This window comes from Anabaena sp. CS-542/02 (assembly GCF_028331085.1).
GTDB lineage: Bacteria > Cyanobacteriota > Cyanobacteriia > Cyanobacteriales > Nostocaceae > Anabaenopsis > Anabaenopsis arnoldii.
Map to the genome: position 1 here is coordinate 21905 of NZ_JAQMTM010000071.1, position 10873 is coordinate 32777.

8 protein-coding genes and 1 pseudogene are annotated in these 10873 nt (G+C 42.4%); 5 read left to right on the forward strand and 4 right to left on the reverse strand.

Features of this window, described 5'->3' with window-relative positions; all coding sequences use genetic code 11:
- Positions 1–55 precede the first annotated feature (55 nt).
- From PN447_RS07175 to PN447_RS07185, 3 genes are read right to left on the reverse strand one after another with little or no spacing between them, the layout of a single operon-like run.
- Positions 56–868: an ABC transporter ATP-binding protein gene (locus PN447_RS07175; protein ID WP_271762001.1), complete on the reverse strand. Its 813-nt coding sequence runs from the start codon at positions 866–868 to the stop codon at positions 56–58.
- A complete protein-coding gene (locus PN447_RS07180; RefSeq protein ID WP_271762003.1) occupies positions 865–1908 on the reverse strand; it encodes a FecCD family ABC transporter permease in 1044 nt (347 codons plus the stop codon). The genes PN447_RS07175 and PN447_RS07180 overlap by 4 nt, the downstream gene beginning before the upstream one ends.
- Positions 1905–2936, reverse strand: a complete 1032-nt coding sequence (locus tag PN447_RS07185; protein WP_271762004.1) for a FecCD family ABC transporter permease — start codon at positions 2934–2936, stop codon at positions 1905–1907. Before PN447_RS07185 ends, PN447_RS07180 begins: the two co-directional genes overlap by 4 nt.
- Positions 2937–3113: 177 nt before the next feature.
- Between PN447_RS07185 and lpxD the strand changes: the two genes are divergently transcribed.
- Positions 3114–4160 carry a UDP-3-O-(3-hydroxymyristoyl)glucosamine N-acyltransferase gene (gene lpxD / locus PN447_RS07190; protein WP_271762006.1) on the forward strand — a complete coding sequence of 349 codons (1047 nt, stop codon included), beginning with the start codon at positions 3114–3116 and terminating at the stop codon, positions 4158–4160.
- Here the strand turns inward: lpxD and PN447_RS07195 are convergent, their stop codons facing one another.
- Positions 4161–5069, reverse strand: coding sequence for a CoB--CoM heterodisulfide reductase iron-sulfur subunit B family protein (locus PN447_RS07195; RefSeq protein WP_271762008.1), 909 nt, complete (start codon positions 5067–5069; stop codon positions 4161–4163).
- A gap of 277 nt (positions 5070–5346) precedes the next feature.
- On the opposite strand from PN447_RS07195, the gene acpP reads away from it, so the two are divergent.
- From acpP to PN447_RS07215, 4 genes and pseudogenes are all read left to right on the forward strand, one after another.
- Positions 5347–5598: an acyl carrier protein gene (acpP, locus tag PN447_RS07200; protein ID WP_271762010.1), complete on the forward strand. Its 252-nt coding sequence runs from the start codon at positions 5347–5349 to the stop codon at positions 5596–5598.
- A 157-nt stretch (positions 5599–5755) separates the two neighbouring features.
- Positions 5756–7006 carry a beta-ketoacyl-ACP synthase II gene (fabF, locus tag PN447_RS07205; RefSeq protein ID WP_271762012.1) on the forward strand — a complete coding sequence of 417 codons (1251 nt, stop codon included), beginning with the start codon at positions 5756–5758 and terminating at the stop codon, positions 7004–7006.
- Positions 7007–7324: 318 nt separating this feature from the next.
- Positions 7325–9337 carry a transketolase gene (gene tkt, locus PN447_RS07210; RefSeq protein ID WP_271762014.1) on the forward strand — a complete coding sequence of 671 codons (2013 nt, stop codon included), beginning with the start codon at positions 7325–7327 and terminating at the stop codon, positions 9335–9337.
- 485 nt (positions 9338–9822) lie between these two features.
- A pseudogene (locus PN447_RS07215) lies at positions 9823–10873 on the forward strand (ISL3 family transposase); the annotation flags it as partial.

The following is a 10873-nucleotide window of genomic DNA, read 5'->3' on the forward strand; positions in this document are numbered from 1 at the left end:
TTGATGATGAAGTTGCAACCTCAAATTTATTGGCAAATTTTTGATTTTTAATTGTTTAAGAACACCGTATCCTACTAATGGGGATACACATTGGTGTACCAGTTACTGGGTCTGTAATAATCTGGGAATCTAGCCCGAATACTTCTTTAACAGTAGTTTTACTCATCACTTCTTCGGGTGTACCATGAGTATAAACTCTACCGTGCTTCACCGCTACTAAATAATCTGCATAACGACAAGCTTGGTTTAAATCATGCAGTACCATAACCAAAGTTCTTTGCTGATTTTGGTTTAATTCCCATAGCAAATCTAAAACTTCAATTTGGTGTGCTAAGTCTAAGAAAGTTGTGGGTTCATCTAATAGTAAAATCTCCGTATTCTGAGCTAGTGCCATAGCAATCCAAGCACGCTGTCGCTGTCCACCAGAGAGGGTATCTAACTCCCGTTCAGCCAGTTCTTTCATTCTCGTTGTTTCTAATGCTATTTCTACAAAATGTTCATCTTCTTTTGTCCATTGTTGCATCAAATTTTGATAGGGAAAGCGTCCGAAAGCTACTAAGTCTCTGACGGTTAAACCTTCGGGAGCTAGGGGAGATTGAACCAAAATACCTAATTTTTTAGCAACATCTTTTGTTGATAACTTAAACAAATCTGCCGTATTTAAATAAACTGTGCCTTTCTGCGGTTTCAGTAACCTTGCTAACCCCCGCAGTAGTGTAGATTTACCGCAACCATTAGCACCCACTAATGCGGTAATTTTTCCTTTGGGTATAGTCATATCTAAATTTTTTATAATGGTTACCCCATCATAACCTAGAGTTAAATTATTAGCTGATAGGGGATGAATTATCTGACTTGGTAATTTCATTTTTTCCGGCTCATTAATAAATAAATAAAGTAAGGAGCACCAATTACAGCAGTGACAACGCCACAGGGAAGTTCTACGGGTGCAAATATAATTCTCCCCAATAAATCAGCGATAACTACAATCATGGCTCCCCAGGCGGCAGATACAGGAATTAAACCTTCATGATTGCTACCTACTAACTGTCGGGCGATGTGGGGAGCAATTAATCCCACAAAACTAATGGTTCCAGCAGTGGCTACCGCTGCGCCAGAAAGTGCGGCACTAATTAATATTAAAAAACTGCGTTGCCACTCTACTCTACTACCTAAACCTTTTGCTATTTCATCCCCTAAAGCTAAAGCATTTAATTGTGATGCACTACCTAAAGCTAAAGGAATAAATATTATCAACCAAGGTAATATAGCTAATAGCTGTTCCCAACTTCGTCCATAAACACTACCAGCTAGCCAAACTAAAGCTTGACTCACATTGTAAATTTCTCCAAATGTCAGCAATAGGCTAGTCAAAGCACCAGTGACAGCAGAAATTCCCACGCCAATTAAAATTAGGCGAATGGGATGAGTACCCCTATCCCAAGCCAGTAGATAAATCACCACAGAAGCAGCTAAAGCACCGCTAAAGGCAGCTAAAGGCAAAATTCCGGCCGGTAAGTTGGGAAACAGCACAATTAAAGACACAGCCGCTAAACCAGCACCAGTATTAATCCCAATAATACCTGGGTCCGCTAAAGCATTTCTGGTGATGCCTTGCATAATTGTCCCAGATATTGCTAAGGCTGTGCCCACAAGTCCAGCCGTTAAAGTTCTTGGTAGTCTTAGGGTGTTAATCACAAAACCATATTCAGGATTTACCGTGTTTATCCCCAAAATTGTTTGAATTACAACTAGAGGTGGTGTGGGATATTCGCCAATGGAGGTGCTAATTACCATCGTTACCAAAGTGATGATTATCAGGATGAGTAAAACAATGGGAACACGTTTTTTCAGGCGCAAAGAAATAGGAAATATTTTGGAACGAAAAATTAAGCTATTATTCCTCATTTTTTAATTTGATTTTTCGCTAAATAAATGAAGAATGGCGCACCCACTAAAGCTGTCATAATTCCCACGGGTAGTTCTTGTGGTTGAATTACCAATCTGGCAAAAATATCTGAACTTAAAAGTAGGATTGAACCAAATAAAGCGCTATATGGTAGAATCCATCGGTAATCTACCCCAATTAACAAGCGCACTATATGGGGAACGATTAAACCAATAAATCCAATACCACCTGTAACTGCTACTGCACTACCTTGGAGCAGAAAAACACTAACGCCAGCAGCAATTTTTATCCATAAGGTTTGTTGACCTAATCCTTGGGCGATATCTTCTCCTAGGCTGAGAACTGTGATTTGTTTTCCTAGGAGGAACGCCAAGATTAAGCCTATACAAATGTAAGTCAACACTTGAGTAATGATATTGGCATCAGCACCTGCTAGGGAACCGGCTAACCAAAAGCGAATTTCTTCTAATGTGCGTTGGCTGACAATTAAGATGGTAGTAATCAGTGCAGCAAGTAAGTTGCTCATAGCTGCACCAGCCATGGTGAGATTGAGAGGAGTGATACCACTGCGCCCAAAAGAAGCTAAAAAATAAACACTGATAGCCGTAATTCCCGCACCAGCAAAGGCATACCAAACATAAGCAGTCGGTGCAGAACTACCAAAAATAAAGATAGCAATTACAACAGCGAAGGATGCGCCCGCATTAATTCCTAAGATGCCCGGGTCTGCTAATGGGTTACGTGTTATACCTTGCATTAGGGCACCAGATACGGCAATTGCAGCACCTACCATCACGGCTAGGAGCGATCGCGGTAGTCTGACTGTACGTATAATTAAATGGTTTTGAGAACCATCAAAGTCAGTCAATGCTCTATAAACTGTAGTCCAAGGTATATCTGCAGCACCGAGAGTGACGCTGAAAATTAGGCATATTAGGAGAATCACTACTGCTAAAACTAAACCCCCAACGGGCAAAGTTAGGGAGTGTAAAAATCCTCTGTTTGGTGAGGAAGTTGATTTACTCATTACCTATCTGATATTTATTCTCAACTGAGTTTAAAATACTTGAGAATAGATTGCAAGTATATATAAAATTAAGTAACATAAGTTTTGCTCCCGAATGATCAGTTATAGCTGAAGTTTCCGTGTACACAAATGTCCTTCTCTATGCTTCAATGTTTTTAGATTTGAACACACCTAAAAATGAAATTCAGCGAAATTGTTGATAGAATGGGTGAATTAGCTACAGATAACAGCCTCAGCATTGCTCCCGTTCAAAATCCAGAAATTACAGGTGTAGCTGCTGTGGATGAAGCTAAACTTGGTCATCTGAGTTATATAGAAGGGGCAAGATTCGCTCCTCTTGTCAGCCAGACCCAGGCTAGCGCTTTAATCTTACCCCGGGATAAAACACTACAGTCCCAAGCAGAAGAGCGGGGTATCGCCTGGATAGCTACACCAGAACCCCGCCTGTTGTTTGCCCAAGCGATCGCACTTTTTTATCAACCATACCGTCCCCAGCCAGAAGTTCACCCCACTGCGGTGATTCATCCCACAGCCAAAGTCGGTAATGATGTTTATATTGGTCCCCATGCGGTGATTCAGCAGGATGTGGAAATTGGTCATGGTGCGATTATTCATCCCAATGTGGTAATTTATCCCGATGCCAAAATCGGCGATCGCACCATCTTACACGCTAACTGTACCATCCATGAACGTACCCGCATCGGTGCGGATTGCGTGATTCACAGTGGGGCTGTGATTGGTGCAGAAGGCTTTGGCTTTGTACCTACCCCCACTGGTTGGTTAAAAATGCAACAGTCAGGTTATACTGTCTTGGAAGATGGGGTAGAAGTTGGCTGTAATAGTGCCATTGACCGCCCGGCTGTGGGAGAAACACGGATAGGAAGCCGGACAGTAATTGATAATTTAGTACAAATAGGACACGGTTGCCAGATTGGGGTAAATTGTGCTATTGCCGGGCAATCTGGACTAGCCGGAGGGGTAAAAGTGGGGAATCGGGTGATCTTAGCCGGACAGTCAGGAGTGTCGAATCAAGTAAAAATTGGTGATGGGGCGATGGCATCTGCTAAATCCGGCATTCATCATGATGTGGCACCGGGGGAAATAGTTTCCGGGATGCCAGCAGTTCCCCACAAACTGTATCTGAAAGTATCTGCCATATACAATCGCTTACCAGAAATGTATCAATCCTTCAAGCAATTACAACGGCAGAAGGGAAAAAAGTAACTAACTAATCCCCAATTTTTCTAACACTGGCTTTGTAGAAACGATGTGACGATCTAAACCAAGTTCCTTGGGGCTAACCCCTAAAGCCAAAGCAATCAACTGGGGTAAGTGCAGGACGGGTAAACCTAATCGTTTGTTAATTACCTTTTCCACCTCTGGCTGACGGGAATCTAAATTCAGATGACACAAAGGACAAGGAGTGACTATACAATCAGCCCCATTTTCTAGGGCTTCTTGAATGTGCATCCCCGCCATCTTAAAAGACTCGGTGGTGGCGTAGCTAGCAAGAGGCCAGCCACAGCATTGGGTACGACCACGGTAATAAATGGGTGTTGCGCCTACCGCTCGAAATAAATTTTCCATACCTTCGGGGCGGAAGGGGTCATCATAGGGCATATGTTTTTGGGCGCGCAGGAGATAACAGCCATAAAAAGCAGCACAGTTTAATCCGGTTAACTTATGAGTGACTCGTTGACTAATTGCCTCTAAACCATAATCTGTAATGAGGGCATAGAGAATATGTTTAACTTCGGTACTACCGCGATAAGGTAAACAGCCTTGTTGATTTAGTAGGCCATTGACTTGTTTTAGGTAACTAGGGTTGTCTGTTTGGCATTGCTTGAGGTTTTCGTTCACATGACCGATAACCCCCTGACAAGTGCTGCAATGGGTAAGTAAGGGTAGATTTAACTCCTCAGCTAAAGCTATATTGCGGGCGTTGACAGTATCTTCGAGTAATTGGGAATCTTCTTTAAATGTGCCGGAACCGCAGCAAGCGGCTTTTTTGAGCGAAATCAGTTCAATACCCAATGCTTGGGTTAAAGCTTGAGTGGATAAGTGAAGCTCTCCGCAAGCGCCTTGGGCTACACAGCCGGGGTAATAAGCGTATTTGAGGGGGGAAGATAGCATATAAAAATATGTTTGGATGTTTGGATCAGGGCAGTTATCCCTGATAATAACCTTTAGAAAAGTAGGGATTTAGTGGCCTTGGGGTAAATGGGTTTTTTGAGTATTCGAGATGTTATCTTAGGTACAGAACCTAAGTGTGCCCTTGGGGATGAGAGTTTTCTTGAGGAAAAGCCCTTGGTAGTATACGGGTGATCCCTCTTTCCGATAAGATGTATATGCTCAAAACCACATGCCTATAAAGAGCGCATAATATCAACCGGTCAAGGAATTTGATTGTATGAGTGAAACAGACATTTTTGGAAAGGTCAAAAAAATTGTTGTGGACCAACTAAGTGTTGAAGAGGACAAAATTAAACCAGAGGCTAGTTTTGCCGATGATCTAGGAGCTGATTCCCTAGATACGGTGGAATTGGTGATGGCATTGGAAGAAGAATTTGATATCGAAATTCCCGATGAAGCCGCTGAGAAAATTACTACCGTTCAACAGGCGGTAGATTACATCAACGAAAAAGTTGCTGCATCGGCTTAAATAGCTATTGGGAATTGGGTACTGGGTATTTAGGACTGGTAATAATTAGATATGGAGCAAAATCTTCTCAATTAACTATTATCGGGTTTATGACCATACCTGCTTCCCAGTACGGAGTCCCTATTTTTGCAGCTTTCTCGCCAATTTTAACTGAGAAATGACAGATTATAAACGTAACCGTGTTGTTGTAACTGGTGTTGGCGCGATTACACCTATTGGTAATACACCAGATGAATATTGGGAAGGATTGTTAAGCGGACGTAATGGCATTGACAAAATCACATTTTTTGATGCGTCTAGCCATGATTGTCGCATTGCTGGTGAAGTGAAAAACTTCGATCCCCTCGCTTATATGGATCGCAAAGAAGCCAAGCGGATGGATCGGTTTTCCCAATTTGGGGTATCGGCTGCTAAACAAGCTGTATCTGATGCCAAATTGGTGATTAATGAACTCAATTCCCAGCAGGTGGGAGTGATAATTGGCTCCGGGGTTGGTGGGTTGAAGGTGATGGAAGACCAGCAAACAATCTACCTCAACCGTGGACCTGATCGCTGTAGTCCCTTCATGATTCCCATGATGATCGCCAATATGGCGGCGGGATTAACGGCGATTCACACCGGTGCTCAAGGTCCTAATTCCTGCTCTGTGACCGCCTGCGCTGCGGGTTCTAATGCCATTGGTGATGCTTTTCGCCTCATTCAAAATGGTTATGCTCAGGCGATGATTTGCGGGGGATGTGAGTCGGCAATTACCCCTTTAGGTGTGGCTGGATTTGCCGCAGCTAGGGCCCTTTCCACTCGCAATGATGACCCGGCTCATGCTTGTCGTCCTTTCGATCGCGATCGCGATGGCTTTGTTATGGGTGAAGGTTCGGGTATTCTGATTCTAGAATCACTAGAACACGCCTTGAGTCGTGGGGCTCGCATTTATGCGGAAATGGTGGGCTATGGGATGACCTGTGACGCTTACCACATGACCGCCCCAGTACCAGGGGGAGAAGGTGCGGCTAGGGCTATGCAATTGGCTCTCAAAGATGGTGGACTCACCCCGGAAATGGTTAGCTATATTAATGCTCATGGGACTAGCACCCCAGCTAATGATTCTACAGAAACCGCGGCTATGAAAACGGCTTTGGGCGAGCATATCTATAAAGTCCCTGTTAGCTCTACCAAGTCGATGACAGGTCATCTTTTGGGCGGTTCGGGAGGTATTGAAGCAGTAGCGACTGTGTTAGCGATCGCTAATGATCAAATTCCCCCTACTATAAATTTAGAAAACCCCGACCCAGAGTGTGACTTAGATTATGTCCCTAATCACAGCCGCGCTCAAAAGGTTGATGTGGCACTATCTAACTCTTTTGGCTTCGGTGGTCATAATGTCACACTAGCCTTTAAGAAATATGTCTAAAATTCTCCAGTTTGCCGTTTTTGGCCTCTCCTGAGTTGATTTTCTGCGAAAGTATCACAAACATCCTTCATTGCTCAATCAATGGTTCAGCATGACCTAATGATGGCAGTGATTTATCAGTAGAATCTCAGGAGATCCCGTTTGTCGATCAACCATAGGGAATGGGATGATAAACATACTGTGGGACAATTTGAATGAATGCTCAGTTAACAGGCTGAACTCATAACACTGATCACCCATAACTGTTAATTGTTCAAATTCACCACAGGGAGAAAAGAACTTCCAAGAATGCTAACCCGTCGTTAAATATCAGAAATTATGGCTGTTGCAACCCAATCCCTCGAAGAACTTTGTATTAACTCTATTCGCTTTTTGGCGGTTGATGCCGTAGAAAAAGCTAAATCGGGACATCCAGGATTACCCATGGGGGCGGCTCCTATGGCTTTTGTCCTCTGGGATCGCTTTATGCGATTTAACCCCAAAAATCCTAAGTGGTTCAACCGCGATCGCTTTATCTTGTCTGCTGGTCATGGCTCCATGTTGCAATATGCCCTGCTTTACCTGACAGGCTATGATAGTGTCAGTATTGAGGATATTAAGCAGTTTCGTCAATGGGGGTCTAAGACCCCAGGCCACCCAGAAAATTTTGAAACCCCAGGGGTAGAAGTCACCACCGGTCCCCTGGGTCAAGGAATTGCTAATGGTGTGGGTTTGGCGATCGCCGAAGCTCATTTAGCTGCTAAATTCAATAAACCAGATGCCAAAATTGTTGACCACTATACCTATGTGATTTTAGGTGATGGTTGCAACATGGAAGGTGTATCTGGTGAGGCGGCTTCCTTTGCGGGTCACTTGGGCTTAGGCAAACTGATTGCATTGTATGACGACAACCACATCTCTATCGATGGTTCTACTGATGTAGCCTTCACAGAAGATGTATCAAAACGCTTTGAATCTTACGGTTGGCACGTCCTACACGTTGAAAATGGAAATACAGATTTAGAGGCTATTGCCCAAGCAATTGCAGCCGCCAAAGCCGTCACCGACAAGCCCACCATGATTAAGGTAACCACCACCATCGGTTATGGTTCCCCCAACAAGGCTAATACTGCTGGTATTCACGGTGCCGCTTTGGGTGGAGATGAGGTAGCATTAACCCGGAAGAATTTGGGCTGGGAACACGAACCTTTTGTAATTCCTGAAGATGTTCTTAACCACACACGCAAAGCTGTAGAACGTGGCGCAGGTTACGAAGCTGACTGGACTAAGACATTTGCTGATTACAAGGCTAAATATCCCCAAGAAGCCGCTGAGTTTGAACGTTACGTCAATGGTACACTGCCCGCCGGTTGGGAGCAAGTATTGCCTACCTACACCCCCGCAGATAAAGGACTACCTACCCGTAAACACTCGGAAACTTGCCTCAATAAATTGTCAGCGGTTTTACCTGAGTTGATTGGTGGTTCTGCGGATTTGACCCACTCCAACTTAACTGAACTCAAGGGTAAGGGCGACTTCCAAAAAGGAGCATACCAAAACCCCAACATTCACTTTGGTGTTCGGGAACACGCTATGGGAGCAATTTGTAATGGTATAGCTCTTCATGGTTCGGCATTAATTCCCTACGGTGCTACCTTCTTGATTTTCACAGATTATATGCGGGCGGCTATCCGTTTATCTGCTTTGTCTCAAGCTGGAGCAATTTGGGTGATGACTCACGACTCCATTGGTCAAGGTGAAGATGGACCCACACACCAACCTATAGAAACTCTAGCTTCCCTGCGTGCTATTCCCAACCTGACTGTATTTCGTCCCGCAGACGGTAACGAATGCTCTGGCGCTTACAAGGTGGCGATTGAAAGAGCCAAGCAGAATGATCCGACTCTGCTAGCTTTCACCCGTCAGAATGTTCCTAACTTGGCAGGTACTTCAGTTGAGAATGTGGCTAAGGGTGGATACACAGTAGTAGACTGTGAAGGTACACCAGATATTATCTTGATTGGTACTGGTTCTGAATTGAGTCTGTGTGTAACCGCTGCTGAGAAACTCACCGCAGAAGGTAAGAAAGTCCGGGTTGTTTCTATGCCTTCAACCGATTTGTTTGATGAGCAAGAAGCAGCTTATAAAGAGTCTGTTCTACCTAAAGCTGTAACTAAGCGTTTATCTGTAGAAGCTGCTGCTAGTTTCGGTTGGCATAAATACGTCGGTAGTGAAGGTGATACCGTGAGTATTGACCGCTTTGGCGCTTCCGCTCCCGGTGGTGTTTGTATGGAGAAGTTTGGCTTTAGCGTTGATAACGTATTGGCTAAGGCTAAGGCTTTATTGGGTTAAGCAATATTATTTCAGCTTTTTTGGGTAGGCTTAAGGGTCTACCCTTTTTTTTAACTCCAAGGGGTGCGGAGGTGAACCCACAGGTAACGCCCAGAGGATTTATAGCAGGGGGAAGCCTTGAAACGCTTGAATTTCAATGGTTTTATCTTCTGTTTGTGTCCTAACCACCTTGGCGGTTGCTGTAATTATAATTCAGATCATCAGTTGATTTATGCAGAGGAATTATGCAGGAAGTTTTCAATTATGATCAGGAGCTACATAACCGGATATCTCCCATTGTGGAGAAGTTGATGCGGGGGAATAGTGGTTCTTCCGGCATTTTTATGGCTACTAGGGAAATCTAGTAACTTTTAATGACTATAATTGAGTGATATCAATGTCTGTAATATATACTCTACAAGCATTTAAGCAATATATAACATACTTTAATTATCACACATATTATATTATATATTATAAATATCATATTTTTTTAGGCGATCGCCATTAAATTTACTGTAGAGAAAATCTTGAATCTTCCCGATATGAAAGTATTAGATTTTCAAGAAATTGAAGGGGGAGAAATAATTATAACACTAGAAAAAGGGGTGAATCATTCGACTTGTCCATCCTGTGGACAAATCACTCATAGTATACATCAGAATCACTGGCGGATGATCCATGATTTACCTTGGAGTAAAAAACCAGTTCTATTAAAAATAAATCGTCGCCAATTTAAATGTCACAAGTGTAAGAAAGTTTTTAGTGAAAACCTAGATTTTGTAGATAAAAGTAAAGGATATACGAAAAGATTAGCGATAGATATAGTGCAACAAGTATTAAATAGTAACATACGCAGTGTTGCCGAAAGAAATGATTTAAGTGACGAAGAAGTAGAATCAATGTTAAAAAAGCAAGAAAAGCAAATATTAAATATAAATTTAAGTCAGGTAAAAAGGTTAGGTATAGATGAAATAGCTTTAGTTAAAGGACAAGGAGACTATTTAGCAGTAATAGTAGATTTAGATAGTCATAAACCAATTGAGATAGTGCAATCAAGACGAATAGAAGATATCCGTGAAGTTCTTGTCAGTTTGGGATTTGAGATACTTAATAAAATTCAATAAGTTAGCATTGACCTCTGGTCTCCTTATAAAAGTTTAGTAGAAGAGTTAATGCCAAATGCTAATGTAACTGCTGATAGATTTCATGTAATGAAACAAGTAAATGATGAATTAGATAGTATGCGTAAAACGGAAAAGAAGGCAGCTATGGCGCTAGATAATAAATCGGAAAAATCACGAATATTGGAGGCGTTAAACAAAAGCAAATATAGCTTGATTAAAAATGAAGACTCTCTCAATGAAAAGCAGAAAGAAAAATTAAGGTCTGTGCAAGAAGTGTCACCAAAACTTGCCAAAATGCACTCACTAAAAGAAGAATTTAGAGATATATTTGAAACAACTAAATCATGGGGAGATAGTATAATAAAATTATTGGATTGGATGTATGAATCACTTTCATACTTTCCGAAAAGTATAGGTACAATAGTTAGAT